This is a genomic window from Symbioplanes lichenis, assembly GCF_030709675.1.
GTDB classification, from domain to species: Bacteria; Actinomycetota; Actinomycetes; order Mycobacteriales; family Micromonosporaceae; genus Actinoplanes; species Actinoplanes lichenis.
On sequence record NZ_JAUZQD010000013.1, the window covers coordinates 139,383 to 156,459 of the forward strand.

Sequence of the window (17,077 nt, forward strand, 5' to 3'; positions counted from 1 at the left end):
CCGGCCGGCATCGGTCGTCGTCGCCGGTTCCGGGCCGAACCGGTGGGCTGACATCCTCGACTGTGCCGGACCGCCCGGCGGGCACCCACCCTGATTAGCACGGGACTGCGGCGTGGCCGTCGCATGTGCTACGCGTTCCGCCGGCTCACCAGTGCAGGACGCTGATACCCGTGGACATGCCACCGCCGAAGCCGACCAGCAGCACGACCTCGCCGGCCCGGAACCGGCCGGCCCGGTTGGCGTGGTCGAGGGTGATGGGGATCGAGGCGGCGCCGGTGTTGCCGTAGCGTTCGACCGTGCGGTGCAGGAGCGCCCTGGGCAGGCCCAGGCGGGCGACCAGGTCGTCCAGCATGCGACCGTTGGCCTGGTGCGGAACCAGGTGGTCGACGTCGGCGGGCGCCAGCCCCGCGTCCCGCAGGAAGCCCTCGACCGCCGGCGGCAGGTAGGTTTCCACGAACTGCCGCACCAGCCGGCCCTGCATGGTGAAGTGCTGTTTTCCCGCCGCCAGCGCCGCGGCGTCCAGCGGGAGCCGGCTGCCGCCGCCGGGGACCCCGATGAGCTGGGCGAATTCGCCGTAGCTGGCCAGCTGGTCGGCCAGCATGCCGCGCGGCGGCGGGACGGCGCCCAGGACGACTGCCCCGGCGCCGTCGCCGAAGAGGATGCTGGTGCGCCGGTCGGTCCGGTCCAGGATGCGGGAGTAGATGTCGGCTCCGATGACCAGGGCCGGACCGCCGCTGCTGCTCTGGGCCAGGAAGCGCTGGGCCGTGGTGAGGGCGAAGACGAAGCCGCTGCAGACCGCGTTCAGATCGAAGGCGGCCGCCCGGACGGCGCCCAGGGCGGCTTGCACGAGCGCGGCGGTGCACGGCTGTGGGTGGTCGGGGGTGGACGTGGCGACGACGATGAGCTGGAGCTCCTCGGGCCGCACGGATGCCGCGTCCAGCGCCTGCCAGGCGGCGGCGACGGCCAGGTCCGAGGTGGCCTGCTCGGGACTCGCGTGGCGCCGTGCGTGGATGCCGGTGCGTTCGCTGACCCAGGCCGCGTCGACGCCGGCCGGGGCGGCGACCGCCTGATTGCCGACCTCGATGTCGGGCAGACAGGATCCGGTCGCGAGGATGCCGATCGAGGACTGCTCCGGCAGCCGGACCGTCACGGCCCGCGGCTGCGTGGTCTTCTCCACCGTCGGGTTCCCTTCGTAGGACGCCCCTCGCCGGCCCGCGCGGTACGACCGGCCCGCGGGCCGAGGTGGGCGGGATGCCGCTACCGCGGCTCGTAGAGGCGTTTGTGGCCGGAGATGCCGGCCAGGCGGTACGGCCCGGTGGTCTCACGCGGCACGGCGAGGTCGCTGCCGTCGACGGGGAAGGACCGGCGGTGCAGCTCCTCGTATCGGGCGTAGTCGATCTCCTGCCGTCGCCGGATCGCCGCACGGTGGAGATCGGTCCGCAGGTGAGAGCGGTACCCCGGCACGACCTGTCCGCCGAAAAACTCGGCGACGCTGCCGGAACCGTAGCTGAGGAAACCGATCGTCCGGCCGGTCAGGTCGCCGGCACTGTCGAGCAGTGCGGCCAGCCCGAGATACATCGAGGCGGTGTAGCTGTTCCCGATGACCGCGTTGTAGGAAGTCGTCCGCCCGATCGCGCGGAGGATGCCGTCGTCGTCGGCGTCCTGGCCGCAGTACTGCACCAGGTGCCGGTGGGCCTTGTGGGCCATCCGGGTGAACGGCTGGTGGTAGCAGAAGGCGTGGAAGTCGTCGAGCGGGCGGCCGCCCTGCTCGGTGTAGTCCTTCCAGGCCCCCTCCACCGCCTGCAGGTACGCCGAGATGGACTCCTGCCCGTCGACCAGGGCGGTGGCGCGGTAGTTCGGCCGCCAGAAGTCCATGACGTCGGCCGTGAACAGGCCCGAGGGACTCTCGACGCGGAGCAGGGCCGGATCGGCGCCGACGAGCATGGCCACCGCGGCCGCGCCCTGGGTGGACTCGCCGGGGCTGCCCAGGTCGTACTTCGACGTGTCGGTGGCGATGACGAGCACCTGTCGCTCCGGGTCCCGGTGGACCAGGCCGACGGCGAACTGGAGCGCGGCCGTCCCGGCGTAGCAAGCCTGTTTGAGCTCCACCACCCGGGTGGCCGAGGGCATGCCGAGCAGCGAGTGGACGTAGATGCCGGCCGCCTTCGCCTGGTCGATCCCCGTCTCCGTGGCGAGGACGATCGTGCGGATCCGGTCGGTGCCGTGCCGGGCGAGAACGGGCCGGGCGGCAGTGGCGGCCATGGTGACGACGTCCTCGTCCGCCGCGGGCACACTCATCGCCAGCTGGCCCAGCCCCCGGTGGTACTTGGCCACGTCGGCGCCGGTCCGCCCGGCCAGCGTCTCGTGCGTCAGGACGTACTCGGTCGTCGCGGCCGAGAGGTCGTGCAGGCCGATGCTGAGGTCCGAGGACACGCTATTCCCCCTTCGTCGCGATCGAGCTGGGGCGTTCTAGCCGGAGGTGCGCTCGCATGAGCTCGCCCTGGTTGGTCTGGGCGGCGAGCAGCGACAGTTCGCCGCAGAGCACGGTCGCGGCACAGATGACCGCGAGCCGGCGCGCGTTCCCACCCGGCTCGCGTTCGGCCCGGCAGCCGAGCCGGGTCATGTTCTCCTCCACGAAGCCGAGGCTCTTGCCGTTGCCGACCGTGCCCACGATCAGATTCGGCAGGGTGCACGAGAAGTAGAGGTCGCCGTCGCGGTCCTCGGCCACGGTCACGCCCTGCGAGCCCTCGACGATGTTGGCCGCGTCCTGGCCGGTCGCCAGGTAGAAGCCGAGCAGCATGTTCGCGTAATGCGCGTTGGCCGAGCGGATGCCGCCGGCGAGCAAGGTGCCGATCATGTTCTTGTGCACGTTCAGCTCGGCGACCGCGCCCGCCGTGGTGTGCAACCGCTGATGGACGATCTCCCGGGGCACGAGGAGCTCGGTGACCACGTTCTTGCCCCGGCCGAGGATGCCGTTGACCGCCGTGGCCTTCTTGTCGGTGCAGTAGTTGGCCGAGATCGAGCCGTACCTGATCCCGGGAATGGTGTCCAGGAGGTGCGCGAGGAGGGCATCGGCCGCCAGGGTGGCCATGTTGTGCCCCGAGGCGTCGCCGGTCGAGAACTCGAACCGGAGGAACAGCAGGTTGGCTGTGATCTCGTGGTGGAACCCGAGGAGCTCCACGAACCGGCCGCACCGGCGCGTGATCTCGCGCAGTTCGTCGAGGCGGGCGTCGATCTCCAGGACGGCCAGGCAGGCCGTCTGCGCGTCGGCCGCCCGGACCAGGACCGAACGGGTCATCCGCTCGTTGACGAGGGTGGCGACGATGCCCTGCTCGACGAGCATGGAGACGCGCGCGCCGCGGCTGACCGAGGGCCAGAGCGGCGACTCGTACGTGGCCAGAGGCACCTCGGTCTCGACCCGGGCGACGTCGCCCGAGATCCGCACGGGCCCGACCCATTTCATCGGGACGCCGGCGACCAGGCTGGTGTCAGTCATCGCTAGTCTCTCCTTCCACCGTGGAGGTGAACGACCGGGAGCGCGTGGCGAGCCGGTCGGTGTCGATGCCGCGCCGGGCGCAGAACGCGCTGAGACTCCCTTGGATCAGCACGTCGCAGCGGGTCAGGTCGGCCGGGGTCCGCGCACCGAGGACGGTCATCAGGGCCGCCACCTGGTCGAGCCACGCGGAGATCAGAGAGACCAGGCCCGGGACTCCGGCGTCGAGCACGGTCTTGAGGAACAGGCCGGAGGCCCCGGCCGCGACGGCCCCGAGGGCCAGGGCTCGCACCACGTCGAGCGGGTGGCGCACCCCGCCCGAGGCCAGGACGGGAAGTCCGGCGTCCTGGGCGTCGAGCAGGCAGGCGGGGGTGGACTGGCCCCAGCCGAGCAGGAACGAGTAGTCGGCCCGGTCCCGCCGGTCGTTCTCGATGCGCGCGAAGTCGGTGCCGCCGCTCCCGGAGACGTCGGCGAGCCGCACGCCCAGCGTCCGCAGCCGGAGCAAGGTCTCGCGGCTGAGGCCGAAACCGACCTCCTTCACGATCACCGGCACGCCGACGCCTTTCACGATCTTCTCGATCGTGGCGGCCCAGGCGGAGAAGTCACGGTCGCCCTCGGGCATGACCGTCTCCTGAACGGCATTGAGGTGGATCTGAAGGGCGTCGGCCTCGAGGAGGCCGACGGCCCGGCGCGCGTTCTCGACGGTGGCGTTCGCGTTGACGTTCGCCATGATGAAGCCGCCGGGATTCTCCTTGCGCATCACCCGGAAGGTGTCCGCCGTCGACGCGTCGGCGAAGTAGGCGCTCATGGAACCGGTCGCGATCGGCACGCCGGTCTCCCGGGCCGCGATCGCGAGGTCGCGGTTGATCATGCCCGTGCGGACGCTGCCGCCGGTCATCGCGTTGATGTAGAGGGGAACCTCCCAGGCGATGCCGCCGAACCGCGTGGCCAGCGAGACCTCCGACCGGTCGAGGCCGGCCAGCGCGTGGTGGACGAACCGCACGTCGTCGAACCGGTTGTCCCCCGCCGGCCGGCGCTGCTGTTCGTGGGCGTGTCGGACGTGGTCGTCCTTGCGGCCGGCGATCATGCTCCGCTCCCGTTGCTCGGCTCGACTCGGATAGGTACAGGCAGCACGCCGGCGGCAACCCACGCGTGGTGCAGCCGGGTGATCTCGGTGTCCGCCCCGGCCGTCAGGAGCGCGATCCCGCAGTCGCCGCCCCCGGCGCCGGAGGGTTTCGCCGCGGCGCCGACCGCTTCCGCGGCGTCGCACAACGCCGTGAGACGCTCGGTGAAGATGCCGAGCCGCATGGCGCCGTCCAGCTCGGCCAGCACCTGGCGAGCCGTACGCACGTGGTGCCGCAGCTCGTCGCCGGCGCCCCGGTCCAGCGCGTGGATGGCGCCGCGTACGCAGGCGTCGCTGCGATCGAGGAAGAGCCGGTGTGCCGCTGTGCCGGCCCGCAGGCGCTTGGTCAGCGAGACAGTGCTCGCCGGCTCGCCGGTCCAGCCGACCTGCAGCGTGAGTGCGCGTGGCGGCCGCAGCCGCCGTAGCCCGAAACCGGGCCACGGCACCCGCAGCGCCTCGGCGACGCCGCGGCGCTGGGCGAGATCGGCGACGGCGGCCCGATCGGGTGCGTGGTAGGCGAGCCAGCCGCCCCACACGCTCGCGGCGATGTCCCCGCCGGAGGCGCGGGGATCGTGCGCCGCCGTCGCCAGCAGTGCCAGCCGGTACCGCTCTTCGGGCGAGAGGCGCACGCCGCAGGACGCGGCCACGGCCGTCACGGTGGCGACGGTGACCGCCCCGCTCGAGCCGAGGCCGAACTTGGTTCCGTCGCGGTGGAGATCGCTGCCGACCGAGACATGGATCGCGGGAAGGCGGATGCCGCGGGCTCTGAGCAGCGCCCCGGTGACCGAGACGGCGGACAGCACGGGGCTGACGGCCCCCGGCGCCGGCTGCTCGTCCGAGCCGGCGGGCCGGAGCAGGTCGCCGGCCCAGCGTGCCCGGACGACGCCGGGCCAGAGATCGGAGGCGACAGCGACTCCGGCGTCCCCCGTGTGCGACACGCTGACGGTGACCCGCCGGTCGACCGCGACGAGGATCGCCGGATGGCCCGGCTCGACGACCGCGTACTCGCCGGCGATGAACAGCTTGCCCGGCGCGTGCCGGCGCACGGTCGCCCGGCCGCTCACTGCCCGGTCCTCAGGTGCGCGCCCGGTCCCCGGCGGGCGATGATCACCGGACAGCCCGGCGCGGCGCCGCGCAGTTCGGCGGCCACGCGCGGGCCGTCCTCGCGGTGACAGAGCACTTTGACGTTGGGGCCGGCGTCCATGGTCGCGTAGGCCGCGATGCCCTGAGCCCGCAATCGCACGACATGGTCGAGCACGGTGACAGTCGCCGGCGAGAAGTACCGCACCGCCGGTCGCGCGGCCAGCATCGTCGCGTGCATGCCGAGGGCGTTGCGCTCCGCGATCTCACCCACCAGGTCCAGGTCGCCGCGGTGCAGGGCCGTGCGCATCTCGGCCAGGTCGGTCCGGCTGGAGTCGGCCCAGGCCCGGTACAGCGGTGAGGTCTCGGTGGTGCGTCGCATGGCGACCCGGCTCGAGACGGACTTGGCGTCCGCGTCCAGCAGCACGATCACCAGCGCGGGGTCGAAGTCCGGGACGGCGACGGGCTCGGCGAACGAGTCGAGGTCGGCGCCGGGCCCGCGGCCGGCCCGGCAGATCGCCCAGCCGCCGAAGACCGACCGCGCCGCCGACACGGAACCGCGGCGGGCCAGCCGCGAGAGGGCGGCCGGGCCGAGCTCGAGGCCGTAGGCTGCGGCGCCGGCCAGGGCCAGAGCGGCGAACCCGCTCGCGGAGGAGGCCAGGCCCGCCGCGGTGGGGACCGTGTTGCGGGTGTCGACGACGGCGGACTCGGGACGGCCCGCCCGCTCGCGCAGCAGATCCAGGAAGGCGGCCACGCGCTTCGCCACTCCCGCCTCCGCGGGCCGGCCGCCGAGCGACACGCGGTCCTCCCGCCCGGCCGGCCCCAGCCGGACCGTGGTGGTGGTCGGGAAGACGTCCAGCGTGATCGACAGGCTGTCGACGGCCGGGATCATGAGTCCTTCGTCGCGCTTGCCCCAGTACTTGATGAGCGCGATGTTCGGATGAGCGACCGCGGTGGCGCCCGCCGGGGCCGCGTCCTCCGGCTCCACCGCCCGCGCCGGGTGATCAGTCGCCATGGTGCGCGAGGCCCCCCATCGGGGCGACCCAGAGCTGCGTGGCGCCCGCCGCGCGGAGCTCCCGGACGACGGTCCCGGTCGCCCGGAGGTCCGGAACCAGCGCGATCATGCAGCCGCCCAGTCCGCCGCCGGTGATCTTGGCACCCAGGGCGCCCGCGGCGAGCGCCGCCTCGACCAGCGTGTCGATCCGGCCGGTGCTGATGCCTGCCTCCCGGAGCACCCGGTGGTTGGCGGTCAGCCGGCCGCCGAACGCCCGCAGGTCGCCGTGCCCGAGATCGCGCACGGCGGCGCTCGTCAGGTCGGCCACGGCGGTCACGAAGGACGCACGCCGCGCGGGCTCGCGGGCGAATCTTCTCGCCAGTTGCTCCACCGCCTCCTTGGTGCTGCTGCCGGTGCCGCTGTCCCCGATCACGAGGGCCGCGCGGGCGGCGGCCCGGGCGTCCGGAACCGGGTGGACCGTGCCGGACCGGAACACGAGTGCGGAGACGGCGCCGGTGGCGACGGCGTCGATGCCGCTCGCCCGGCCGTGGGCCACGCGCTCCGACGACTGCACCAGGTCGTAGAGCTCGCCGGCGTCGAGGTGCCGGCCGAACGCCCCGGCGAGGGCGAGGGCGGCCGCGCGGGCGCAGGCGGCGCTGGAACCGAGCCCGCGCCCCCGGGGGACGGCGGACTCGACGACGATGTCCACCCCGGACCGCGCCTGCGGGCCGGCGCGGTCCAAGAACTTCTCCACCAGGTGGTGCAGCCCGTCCACGGCCGGCAGCCGCACCGATTCCGTCGCCGAATCCGCCGGCTCCCCGGTCGTGAAGGAGATCCGGCCGGTGTGTCCTCCGCCGGGGAAACGGGTGGCCGTCGCCGTGACCGTCAGCTGCGGGAGCGGGATGACCAGCGCGGGGGCGCCGTACACGACGGCGTGCTCGCCGAGCAGGATGGCCTTGCCGTGCGCGCGCCCGGCACCCCGCCCGATGCCGGTGCGGTGCGTGCGGGCCGGGGAAAGGCTGTGCGGGTCAGGCATCGGCTGCCCGCCTGAGGTCGGCCGCCCGGCCGGTGCTCTCCCACGTGAAACCGGGGAGATCCCGGCCGAAGTGACCGTAGGCGGCCGTCTGCCGGTAGATCGGGCGGAGCAGGTCGAGATCGCGGATGATCGCGGCCGGGCGCAGGTCGAACACCTTGCCCACGGCCTTCTCGATCCGATCGGCCGGGACCTTCTCCGTGCCGAAGGTCTCGACGAACAGGCTCACCGGGTGCGCCTTGCCGATCGCGTACGCGACCTGCGCCTCGCACCGCTCCGCGAGACCCGCGGCAACCACGTTCTTGGCGACCCAGCGCATCGCGTACGCCGCCGACCGATCCACCTTCGACGGGTCCTTGCCCGAGAAGGCGCCGCCGCCGTGCCGGGCGTACCCGCCGTACGTGTCCACGATGATCTTGCGGCCGGTCAGGCCGGCGTCGCCCATGGGCCCGCCGACCTCGAAGCGGCCCGTCGGGTTCACGAGCAACCGGTAGTCCCGGGTGTCGAGATCCAGTTCCGCCAGTTCCGGTGCGACGACGTGCTCCCGGACGTCCGGGGTGAGCAGCGACTCGAGCGAGATCGCCGGAGCGTGTTGCGTCGACAGCACGACCGTGTGCAGCCGGACCGGGCGCAGGCCGTCGTACTCGATCGTGACCTGGGTCTTGCCGTCCGGGCGCAGATAGGGAATCGTGCCGTCCTTGCGCACCTCGGACAGGCGCCGGGCGAGACGGTGGGCGAGCGCGATCGGCAGCGGCATCAGCTCGGGGGTCTCGGAGCAGGCGAAGCCGAACATCATGCCCTGGTCGCCGGCGCCCTGCGCGTCGAGCACGTGCTCCGAGCCGTCCGTCCGCAGCTCGACGGCGCTGTCCACCCCCTGGGCGATGTCAGGCGACTGCGCGCCGAGGGACACGCTGACGCCGCAGGAGGTGCCGTCGAAGCCCTTCTGCGACGAGTCGTAGCCGACGCCGAGGACGGTGTCGCGGACGATGCTCGGGATGTCGGCGTACGCCTGCGTGGTGACCTCGCCGGCCACGTGCACCTGACCGGTCGTGATCAGCGTCTCGACGGCCACCCGGCTGCGCGGGTCCGCGGCCAGCAGGGCGTCGAGAACGCCGTCGCTGATCTGGTCGGCGATCTTGTCCGGGTGGCCTTCCGTGACCGACTCGGAGGTGAACAGGCGAAGGGTCATGAGGGCTCCAGGGACGGGCTCGGGTGGACGGACGGGACGGCCCGCACGGGGCCCTGACGCCGCGGTTCAGGAGACGTACGCGTACTCGGCCTTGTCGCGGATGTCGTCGACGAGCTCGGCCTGCCGGAGCGAGTCGCCGGTCTGGGTGGCCACGTCACGGGCGACCGCGGCCTCGCCGGACCGGACGGCGGAGGCGAAGAAGGCGATGATCCTCGCGAACTGGTCCGCCGGGGCGAGGACGATCTCCGTGTGGCCGTCCCGGCCGTCGACCCGGACGACGGGGTGATGATCGGGCGGTGGCGTGAACGCCCGGGGCAGGGTCAGGCGGCCGGCTGCGCCGCGGAGCTCGTACCGGCTGTCGTACGAATGCTCCATGCCGAACGCGAGCTGAGCCGTGACACCGTCCGGGTCGGACAGCAGCATGCCGCCGCCCACGACGACCCGGCGGGCCCGGTCGACGCGGAGCGCCGCACCGACCACCCGCAGCCGGGGCCCGGCGAACCGCAGCGCGGCCCGGACGGGGTAGACCCCGATGTCGGCCAGGGCACCGCCGCCGACGCCGGGCCGGTACCGGGCATCGGCCGGCGGCCTCGGCGGGATCGTGAAGGCGCTCACGAACGAGCGCAGCTCGCCGATGGTGCCCGCCGACACCAGCTCGTCGATCCGGCGATGCTGCGGATGATGGACGAACATCATGTTCTCCAGCAGCACCTTCCCCCGGCGGCCGGCCAGGGCGATGAGGCGTCCGGTCTCCCGGGACCGCATGGTGAGCGGCTTCTCGGCGAGGACGTGCTTGCCGGCCAGCAGCGCCCGTTCGACCCACTCGGCGTGCAGCGCGGCCGGCAACGGGATGTAGACGGCGTCCACGTCGTCGCGCCGGAGCAGTTCCGCATAGCCGCGCACCGCCACCCCGCCGAACTGCGCGGTGAACCGCTCGGCCTTCCGTAGTTCCCGGCTGGCCACGGCCCGTATCTCCACGGCCGGCACGGTCCGCATCGCCGGAAGCGTCCGCCGCCACGCGATGTCCGCGCAGCCGAGCACGCCGAATCTCACCGAGCCGGGTTGTTCCGTCATGTCCTGCCTTCCGACTCCGTGGCCGTTCGGCCGCATCGCGGTAACGCGAACCTGATGAATCGCACCACCGGGCCGGCGGGTCGCGGTACCCCGGTTTTATGAGGGATTGATCCGCCCGAGCGGCGCCCGGCAAGGTGACTTCCGATGCTGACAGGAAGAGGTAACCAGCCATGGCCGCCCAGATTCAGCTCCCGCTCGACCCGCCGCATCCGGCGCGACCGCAGAGCAATCTCCGGGCCCTGCAGAAGCGGGCGCCCGTGCATCGGGTCAGCACCGGCGCGGGCGACCCGGCCTGGCTGGTGACCGGCTATCAGGAGATCAAGGTCCTCCTCGCCGATCCGCGGCTCGGCCGCAGCCATCCCGACCCCGCCAACGCCGCCCGCAGCGGTGACTCGGCGTTGCTCGACGGCCCGCGCGGCGACTACGCGACCGAACACCAGTGGATCGCGACGATGCGTACGCGGCTGCAACCGTTCTTCTCGGCGGGGCAGGTGAAAGCCATGCGGCCCGGCGTCGAAGCGGTGACCCGCGGGCTGCTGGACCGGATGGCCGAGGCCGGGCCCCCGGCGGATCTGGCCGGGGCGCTGGCGCTGCCGTTGCCCCGGGAAGTGATCGGTGACCTGCTCGGGGTGCCGGCGGAGGAACGCGGGCTGCTCGAGGAGTGGACGACAGCGGTGAGCGACACCGGGGACCGGCAGCGCTCGACCGCCGGCCTCGTCGATCTCCACCGCTACGGCCTCGATCTGGTGACGCGCAAGCGGGCCCGGCCGGGCCGGGACGTCATCTCCGGGCTGTGCCAGGACGGCACCCTCGCCGACGACGAGGTCGCCCAGCTCGCGATGGGGGTGCTGTTCGCGGGGTACGAGACGACCGCGGCGGCCCTCAGCATCGGTACGGCGCTCCTGCTCGACGACCGGGACCAGTGGGAGGCGCTTCGCGCCGATCCCGGCGCGAGCCCGCTCGTGGCGGAGGAGAGCGTACGGGTCGCCAGCCGGCTGCTCCGCCCGGTCGTCCGCTACGCCCGCGAGGACGTCGAGGTCGCCGGGGTCACCCTCGGGCGCGGCGAGCTCGTGATGCTCGACATCTACGCCGCGAACCACGACGAGAGCATCTTCAGCGACCCGGACGGGTTCGACAGCGTCCGGGCCGACAATCCGCATCTCTGCTTCGGCTTCGGACTGCGGTACTGCATCGGCGCGCCTCTCGCCCGGCTGGAGCTGCAGGTCGCCTTCAGCCAGCTGGTGCGGCGCTTCCCGCACATGCGGATGACGACGCCGGCCGGCGGTCTCACGGCCCGGCCGGCCTCGTTCGCGGCGCTGCCCACGTCCATTCCCGTCACCTGGTAGGCCGGTGCGCGGCGATCACGAGGAGTCGACATGACCCTGGCGCGAGACGCGCTGCGAGCAGGCATCGACCGGGTTGCGCCCGCGGTGCTGGACGCCACCGGCACCCCGGGGGTTCTCATCGACGTCGGCATCGCGGGACAGGGCTCACTGACCGCGGCGTACGGCCTGGCCGACGTGGAGTCCGGCGCGCCGATGCGCACGACACACACCATGCGGGTCGGCAGCCTCGGCAAGCTGCTCGTCGCCACCGCTGTCACCCGGCTGGCCGAGTCCGGCGCGCTCGATCTGGACGAGCCCATCGACCGGCACCTGCCGTTCCCCGTCGTCAACCCGCTGGGCGGCACGATCACGCTGACCAAGGCGCTGGCCATGCTGTCCGGCGCCGCCACGGACGGCTATCCCTGGGTCGAGCGGCCCGGGCCGGCGATGAGCTACATCGAGCGCGAGCTGCGGCGCGGTGTCGTCCACGAGTACGGCACCGGAGCACCTCGCTTCGTGAGCCCGGCGGACACGACGGAGTGGCGGTCCTCCTCGTTCATGTACGAGGTGGCCGCGCTCACGGCCGAGGCGGTCACCGGGATGCCGCTGGGCCGTTACGTGCAGGACGAGATCCTCGGCCCGCTCGGCCTGCGCGACACCGCCTGGCTCGACAGCCCGAACTGGGACGACGTGCGGAGCCGCTGCACCACGGGGCACATGCTCTTCGGAAGCCGGGCCGTCCCGTTGCCGTGGCTCGAGTGCGGCACCTACCACTCGGTCGGAGCGGTCATGGCGCCGGCCGACTACACCACGCTGATGCTGGCCCTGACCGGCCGGGAGGGCATCTTCGGGGGAGAAGTGTCCCGGGCCATCATGCGGCCTCGGACCACGGCCCGCGACGGGAGCGAGGTCGGATTCGGTGTCCAGCTGACCGGAGCGCCGGGGACGGCCGGGCACTGCGTCCGGGCCGTGGGCCACTATGCCTTCGGGTGGTGGGCCGTCTCACTGGCCTATCCCCACGCGCCCGAGCCCTTCTGCGTCACGGTGTGCACGAACATGGCGGATCAGCGCGACGTCTTCAACCCGCCCGCGCAGTACTCCTTCGGCATCCTCGCCACCGAGCTGGCGAACTGGATCCACCGCGGAGCGGTCGACGCGCGCACCCTGGAATCCCACGCGGAGTGGAGCTCGTACACCATGGGGCTCGTCGCCGCCGACCGGCTCGCCGGCATCGTGGGGGCGGAGCTGGACAAGAGCCAGATCTCCCGGATGGCCCAGGGCACCAGGGTGATCGGCCGGCCGCCGGCCGCGGGGTTCGACGAGGGCCGGTTCGTGGAGGCCTTCTCGGACATGCAGGCGGCGATCCGGGATCGGCGCGTCGACGACTACCTGGACGGCGATTGCCCGGTCGGGGGCCTGTTCCGCAAGCTCGCCCGCAAGGAATGGGGAAGCAAGGACTTCGAGGCCCCGTCGCCGGTGCGGGCCTGGTCCGAGCGGCGGCCGGACCCCGGCCACGTGTTCGCCCGGCTCGACTCCCTGCTGCGTGAGGTCTGGGAGCAGCACCCCGCCGACGGCCCGATCCCGGGCGACGCGTCGTTCCTCGATCTCGGTGTCGATTCGCTCACGCTGGTCCTGCTGCTCGACAAGGTGGGCGCGGAGTTCCGCATCGACTGGGACACCGAGGCGTCCCCGGGTGCCACCAGCTCGCTGCGCTCTCTCGCCGATCTCGTGCTGCACAGGCATGAGCCCGCCCCCGTCCGGCGTCCGGCGCCGGACGGGGAATGAGCGGACCGGAACGGGGGAGGACGACGTGCGTACCCGGGGTATCCATCTCGCCGGTGTCGGGGTGTTCCTGCCGCCGGTGCAAAGCACCGCGTCGGCCGTGGAGCGAGGGCTCGTCCCGGCGGAAACGGCGGCGGAGTACGGGCTTTCGGGCGTCACGGTCGCCGGCCGGATCCCGGCCCCCGAGATGGCCCTGGCCGCGGCGAAGGAAGCGCTCGAAGCCGGCGGGACGAACGCCGAGGACATCGGGCTGCTGCTCTACACGGGCGTCTGGCACCAGGGGCCGGACGGCTGGGGCCCGCAGGCCTACCTGCAACGGCACCTGCTGGGTGACGACCTGCTGGCGGTCGAGGTCAGAAACGGCTGCAACGGTGTCTTCAGCGCGCTCGAGCTGGCCGCCGCGTACCTCACGTCGGTGCCGGAGATCCGGGCGGCGCTCGTCACCGCCAGCGACAACTTCGGCACCGCGCTGCTCGACCGGTGGCGTCCCGGCGACGGCGTGTCCTATCTGGGCGACGGAGCCGGCGCCGTCGTGGTCACCACCGGGCCGGGCTTCGCCGAGCTGCGCTCCATCTGTTCGGCGACGTTCTCGGAGATGGAGGAGGCGCACCGCTGCGGAGTGCCGCTCTTCCCGCCCGGCGCCACCGCCGGGGCCGCGCTCGACTACGGCGCACGAGGTGCCGCCTTCCAGCGCAAGGCCGAGGGCGACGGCTCGTGGGTGCGGCTGCTGCTGAGCCACCAGAGGCACAACGTCGCCTGCACCGAACGCGCGCTCGCGGAGGCGGAGGTGACGGCCGGCGACATCGATCACGTCCTCATCCACGGCATGCCGAGGCAGGCGGCTGTGTCGTACCTCAAGGTCCTGGGCTTCTCGTTGCCGCAGTCGACGTGGGAGTTCAGCCGGACGATCGGGCACCTCGGCGCCGGCGATCACCTGGTGGCGCTGCACCACCTGGTGTCGACGGGCCGGTTGCGGGCCGGCGATCAGGTGCTGCTGTGCGGCTTCTCGCCGGGCGTGACCTACAAGGCGGCGGTCCTCCGCATCCTCGGCACCGAACCGGCAACGACACGGGAGGCGTGAGCCAGTGGACTTCGATCCCTCTCCGGAGCAGCGGCAGCGAGCCGCGTCCATCCGTACCGCCGCCGGTGGCCTCCCGCGCCCGGAGCGAGGGACGCCTGCCGGGAGAGACCTGTGGGAGGCGGCGGGGAAGATCGGTGTCACCGGGCTCTGTCTGCCCGCGGACTGCGGTGGCGGCGGGCTGGGTGCGCTCGACACGGCCCTGGCCCTCGAGGCGTTCCGCGCGGGCGGCGCCGACACCGGTCATTCCTTCGGGATCGCCGCCCACCTGCTGGCCTGCGGCACCGTACTCGCGGAACACGCACACGAGCCGGTACGCGCCGAGCTCCTGCGGGGACTGGCCGCCGGTACGACGATCGCAGCCAACGCGATGACCGAGGACGAGGCCGGCTCGGACCTGAGCCGGCTCGCGACGACCGCCGTCGCCGACGGCGACTCGTACGTGCTGAACGGGGTCAAGTCGTTCGTCAGCAACGGCCCGCTGGCGGATGTCGTCGTCACCTACGCGGTCACCTCGCCCGAAGCCGGATATCTGGGGCTGTCGGTGTTCGCCGTCCGCACCGGCTCGCCGGGCTTCCGGGCCGGGCCGGCCCTGGACAAGGCCGGGCTGGCGGGGTGCGCCGCCGCCCGGGTCGAGTTCGCCGGCTGCCGGGTGCCGCGCAGCCACCTGATCGGCTCGGAGGGCCAGGGAAGCGCCATCTTCCAGGGTTCGATGGCCTGGGAGCGGGCCTGCCTTCCCGCCATCTATCTGGGCGCGATGCAGGAGCAGCTCGACCAGTGCCTGGCGCACTGCCGGCAGCGCCGGCAGTTCGGCCGGCGGATCGGTGACTTCCAGGCGGTCGCGCACCGGCTGGCCACGATGCGCCGGCGCTTGGAGAGCAGCCGTCTGCTGCTGTACCGGGCCTGCTGGCTGATCGACCGGGACAGCCCGGGCGCCGGCGAGGCGGTGGCGCTGGCCAAGGTCGCCGTCACGGAGGCCGCGATCGCGAACGGGGTCGACGCGGCACGGCTGTCCGGTGCGCAGGGCTATCTGGCCGGCGCCGGCGTCGGCAGCCACCTCCAGGACGCGGTGCCGTTGCACATCTTCTCCGGCACGACGGACATCCAGCAGGAGATCATCGCCCGGGGGATGGGCCTGTGACCGGGCCCGGAAGCCTCCACGACCTGCTGATCGAGAGTGCGGCCCGCACCCCGGGGGCCCTGGCCGTGGACGGACCCGGCGGCACCGCGACCTACGCCGAGCTCGACGCCCGGGCCGGCGCCCTGGCGGGTGTCCTGGCCGCCCGCGACGTGCGCCGGGGCGACCGCGTCCTCGTGTGGGGGCCGAAGACGCCGGACACGCTCGCCGCCATGCAGGCGGTGCTGCGACTCGGTGCCGCCTATGTCCCGGTGGACCCGCTCAGCCCCGTGGCCCGCGTCGTGACGATCGCCCGCGAGGCCGGGGCCCGGGTTCTCTGCGCCCCGGCCGACCTGCTGCCCCGTGTTCCGGACGATGCCGGCGAGCTGCCGGTCCGGGTCGGCACAGCTGCCCGGCCCGGCGCGCCCGTACGCACCACACGCGTGCTCACCGGCCGGGACGAGCCCGCGTACATCCTCTTCACGTCCGGTTCGACAGGGACGCCGAAGGGCGTGACCATCAGCCACGGCAACGCCCTGGCGTTCGTGCGGTGGGCCGTCACGGAGCTGGCGGCAAGCCCGGAGGACCGGTTCGCCAACCACGCCTCGCTCACCTTCGACCTGTCGGTGCTGGACATCTATGCCGCCTTCTCGGTCGGCGCCACCGTCTGCCCCGTGCCCACCGAGGTCGCCCAGGTCGCGACGCGCCTCGTCGACTTCCTGCACCGGCACCGCATCACCGTCTGGTATTCCGTACCGTCCGTGCTGGCCCTGATGCGCCGCGAGGGCGGCCTGCTCGATCGGCCCGCGCCCGGGTCGCTGCGGGCGCTGCTGTTCGCCGGCGAGCCGTTCGCCATCCACCATGTCCGCGAGCTCGCCGCGTGGACCGGGGCCCGGATGCTCAACCTCTACGGTCCGACCGAGACCAATGTGTGCACCTGTCACGAGGTCCGGCCCGGTGACCTCACCCGGGGCGTTCCCGTTCCGATCGGCCGGGCCTGCAGCGGCGACCGGGTCTGGGCGAGGACTTCCGACGGCCGGACGGCCGGGCCCGGTGAGGAGGGCGAACTCCTGGTCAGCGGCCCGACGGTCTTTCTCGGCTACTGGGGCCGACCACCGCAGCGCGGGCCCTACGCCACCGGGGACCGGGTCCGGGTGCGCGCCGACGGCTCCTTCGACTACCTGGGCCGCAACGACGGCCAGGTCAAGGTCCGTGGCCACCGGATCGAGCCGAGCGAGGTGACCGCGGCCCTGCACACCCATCCGGAGGTGCTCGAGGCCGCGGTCGTCGCCCTCGGCGACGGGCTCGACCGGCGGCTGGCCGCCTTCGTGCACCGGGCCCCGGGCAGCGCCCTCGGGAACATAGCGCTCCGGCGTCACCTGGCGCGCTCGCTTCCCCCGCAGATGATCCCCGACGAGGTCCATTTCGTCGACGAGCTGCCGCGCAACGACCGCGGCAAGCTCGACCTCGCGGCCCTGGTCGCCCACCACAACCCATGAGGGGTGTCAGTGACAGCTATGCAGGAACGAGAAGAGATCGCGGCGAAGCTCCTCGCCTTCATCCGGAACAGCTTCCTCGCCGGGGACCCGCAGGGCGAGCTGACCGGCGACACCCCGCTGCTCGCGCTGGGCATCCTCAACTCGCTGAACACCGCGACGCTCATCGCCTACACCCAGGAGGAGTTCGGCGTGAAGGTGCCTCTGCACGACGTCAGCCCCGAGAACTTCAAGAGCGTGGACAGCCTCAGCTCGATGGTGCACGAGAGGCGGTCCACCGCCGATGCATAGGC

General features: G+C 72.9%; 15 protein-coding genes. 6 read left to right on the top strand and 9 right to left on the bottom strand.

Annotated elements, in window-relative coordinates; genetic code table 11:
- Positions 1 to 145 precede the first annotated feature (145 nt).
- From RAN62_RS29090 to RAN62_RS29130, 9 genes are all read right to left on the bottom strand, one after another.
- Complete coding sequence (locus RAN62_RS29090) at positions 146 to 1,177, bottom strand: 3-oxoacyl-ACP synthase III family protein (protein ID WP_305787988.1); 1,032 nt, start codon at positions 1,175 to 1,177, stop codon at positions 146 to 148.
- A gap of 80 nt (positions 1,178 to 1,257) precedes the next feature.
- Positions 1,258 to 2,433, bottom strand: coding sequence for a hydroxymethylglutaryl-CoA synthase (locus RAN62_RS29095; protein WP_305787989.1), 1,176 nt, complete (start codon positions 2,431 to 2,433; stop codon positions 1,258 to 1,260).
- A 1-nt stretch (position 2,434) separates the two neighbouring features.
- The gene (locus tag RAN62_RS29100; protein WP_305787990.1) at positions 2,435 to 3,496 is read right to left on the bottom strand and encodes a hydroxymethylglutaryl-coenzyme A reductase family protein; all 1,062 of its coding nucleotides are present in this window, start codon (positions 3,494 to 3,496) and stop codon (positions 2,435 to 2,437) included.
- Positions 3,489 to 4,580 carry a type 2 isopentenyl-diphosphate Delta-isomerase gene (fni, locus tag RAN62_RS29105; protein ID WP_305787991.1) on the bottom strand — a complete coding sequence of 364 codons (1,092 nt, stop codon included), beginning with the start codon at positions 4,578 to 4,580 and terminating at the stop codon, positions 3,489 to 3,491. Before fni ends, RAN62_RS29100 begins: the two co-directional genes overlap by 8 nt.
- The gene (locus RAN62_RS29110) at positions 4,577 to 5,680 is read right to left on the bottom strand and encodes a phosphomevalonate kinase (protein WP_305787992.1); all 1,104 of its coding nucleotides are present in this window, start codon (positions 5,678 to 5,680) and stop codon (positions 4,577 to 4,579) included. Before RAN62_RS29110 ends, fni begins: the two co-directional genes overlap by 4 nt.
- Positions 5,677 to 6,711 (bottom strand): diphosphomevalonate decarboxylase, encoded by a 1,035-nt coding sequence (gene mvaD / locus RAN62_RS29115; RefSeq protein WP_305787993.1) that lies wholly within the window; start codon positions 6,709 to 6,711, stop codon positions 5,677 to 5,679. Before mvaD ends, RAN62_RS29110 begins: the two co-directional genes overlap by 4 nt.
- Positions 6,701 to 7,726, bottom strand: a complete 1,026-nt coding sequence (mvk, locus tag RAN62_RS29120) for a mevalonate kinase (RefSeq protein WP_305787994.1) — start codon at positions 7,724 to 7,726, stop codon at positions 6,701 to 6,703. Before mvk ends, mvaD begins: the two co-directional genes overlap by 11 nt.
- A complete protein-coding gene (metK, locus tag RAN62_RS29125) occupies positions 7,719 to 8,912 on the bottom strand; it encodes a methionine adenosyltransferase (protein WP_305787995.1) in 1,194 nt (397 codons plus the stop codon). The genes mvk and metK overlap by 8 nt, the downstream gene beginning before the upstream one ends.
- 66 nt (positions 8,913 to 8,978) lie before the next feature.
- Positions 8,979 to 9,986 carry a Gfo/Idh/MocA family protein gene (locus RAN62_RS29130; protein WP_305787996.1) on the bottom strand — a complete coding sequence of 336 codons (1,008 nt, stop codon included), beginning with the start codon at positions 9,984 to 9,986 and terminating at the stop codon, positions 8,979 to 8,981.
- A 170-nt stretch (positions 9,987 to 10,156) separates the two neighbouring features.
- Between RAN62_RS29130 and RAN62_RS29135 the strand changes: the two genes are divergently transcribed.
- Genes RAN62_RS29135 through RAN62_RS29160 form a run of 6 tightly spaced genes read left to right on the top strand, consistent with a single transcriptional unit; the run spans position 10,157 to position 17,075 of the window.
- On the top strand, positions 10,157 to 11,332 hold the full coding sequence (locus tag RAN62_RS29135) for a cytochrome P450 (protein WP_305787997.1): 1,176 nt from the start codon (positions 10,157 to 10,159) through the stop codon (positions 11,330 to 11,332).
- Between the two features lie 30 nt (positions 11,333 to 11,362).
- Complete coding sequence (locus RAN62_RS29140; protein ID WP_305787998.1) at positions 11,363 to 13,096, top strand: serine hydrolase; 1,734 nt, start codon at positions 11,363 to 11,365, stop codon at positions 13,094 to 13,096.
- A gap of 25 nt (positions 13,097 to 13,121) precedes the next feature.
- Entirely contained in the window at positions 13,122 to 14,174 is a 1,053-nt protein-coding gene (locus tag RAN62_RS29145) for a ketoacyl-ACP synthase III family protein (RefSeq protein ID WP_305787999.1), read from the top strand.
- Between the two features lie 4 nt (positions 14,175 to 14,178).
- On the top strand, positions 14,179 to 15,312 hold the full coding sequence (locus tag RAN62_RS29150) for an acyl-CoA dehydrogenase family protein (protein ID WP_305788000.1): 1,134 nt from the start codon (positions 14,179 to 14,181) through the stop codon (positions 15,310 to 15,312).
- Positions 15,309 to 16,787, top strand: a complete 1,479-nt coding sequence (locus RAN62_RS29155; protein WP_305788001.1) for an amino acid adenylation domain-containing protein — start codon at positions 15,309 to 15,311, stop codon at positions 16,785 to 16,787. The genes RAN62_RS29150 and RAN62_RS29155 overlap by 4 nt, the downstream gene beginning before the upstream one ends.
- A gap of 18 nt (positions 16,788 to 16,805) precedes the next feature.
- Entirely contained in the window at positions 16,806 to 17,075 is a 270-nt protein-coding gene (locus RAN62_RS29160; RefSeq protein WP_305788002.1) for an acyl carrier protein, read from the top strand.
- Positions 17,076 to 17,077: the final 2 nt, after the last annotated feature.

Coding starts and splice junctions, on each gene's coding strand:
- RAN62_RS29100 (WP_305787990.1), bottom strand. CDS start 3,496: ATGACTGACACCAGCCTGGTCGCCGGCGTCCCGATGAAATGGGTCGGG.
- fni (WP_305787991.1), bottom strand. CDS start 4,580: ATGATCGCCGGCCGCAAGGACGACCACGTCCGACACGCCCACGAACAG.
- mvaD (WP_305787993.1), bottom strand. CDS start 6,711: ATGGCGACTGATCACCCGGCGCGGGCGGTGGAGCCGGAGGACGCGGCC.
- mvk (WP_305787994.1), bottom strand. CDS start 7,726: ATGCCTGACCCGCACAGCCTTTCCCCGGCCCGCACGCACCGCACCGGC.
- metK (WP_305787995.1), bottom strand. CDS start 8,912: ATGACCCTTCGCCTGTTCACCTCCGAGTCGGTCACGGAAGGCCACCCG.
- RAN62_RS29130 (WP_305787996.1), bottom strand. CDS start 9,986: ATGACGGAACAACCCGGCTCGGTGAGATTCGGCGTGCTCGGCTGCGCG.
- RAN62_RS29135 (WP_305787997.1), top strand. CDS start 10,157: ATGGCCGCCCAGATTCAGCTCCCGCTCGACCCGCCGCATCCGGCGCGA.
- RAN62_RS29140 (WP_305787998.1), top strand. CDS start 11,363: ATGACCCTGGCGCGAGACGCGCTGCGAGCAGGCATCGACCGGGTTGCG.
- RAN62_RS29160 (WP_305788002.1), top strand. CDS start 16,806: ATGCAGGAACGAGAAGAGATCGCGGCGAAGCTCCTCGCCTTCATCCGG.